Source organism: Burkholderia sp. KCJ3K979 (assembly GCF_016759955.1).
GTDB classification, from domain to species: Bacteria; Pseudomonadota; Gammaproteobacteria; order Burkholderiales; family Burkholderiaceae; genus Burkholderia; species Burkholderia orbicola.
The window spans coordinates 1-584 of record NZ_JACFYV010000463.1 but is presented as its reverse complement, the minus strand read 5'-3'; the positions used below and the strand labels follow the sequence as shown (position 1 = coordinate 584).

Below are 584 nucleotides of genomic sequence, written 5' to 3'. Positions count from 1 at the left end.
CCGGCCTGCCGGCGCGGACATTCGGGGTCAGGCGGGCAGGCGGATCACGCTCGCATCCTTGCGGATCAGCAGCGACGACGCGAGCATCTGCTTGCACTGGTGCGCGAGCACCTTCAGGTCATGCGTGAGCTCGGCGCCGACTGCATCGGATTTTTCCGCGGACACGACCATCGCATCGAGATCGCGCGTGATCTGCTTCGACGCTTCGAGGTGGTCGGCAGGCGGCGGCTCGCCGGCCTCGGCCTTCTCGAGATTGTCGAGCACGGCGGCGAGGCCGCGCTGCAGCGCATCGTCGTGGACGAGGCCGCCGTCGGCCGCGCATGCGCTGCGGATCAGCGGCGCGGCGGCCGTGATCTGCGCGCCGAGCACGTGCGTCTGCACGAGCAGGTCGTTCAGTTCGGGCACGAAGCGCTGGTGCGCCTTCGGCTCGATCATCATCCGCTGGAACGCCTGCCCGAGGTTCGCGAACGCGATGTGCACGTCCTTGCGGGCGAGGCGGTAGCGGTAGTCGTCGTCGAGGCTGGCCGTCGGGGATTCGATCGCGGCGGCGACGCCTGCGACGACGGCGGCCCCGTCGGCGCAGG

1 pseudogene is annotated in these 584 nt (G+C 70.4%); it reads right to left on the bottom strand.

Features of this window, described 5'->3' with window-relative positions:
- Positions 1-27 precede the first annotated feature (27 nt).
- Positions 28-584 (bottom strand): annotated as a pseudogene (locus H3O04_RS35640) (hypothetical protein); the annotation flags it as partial.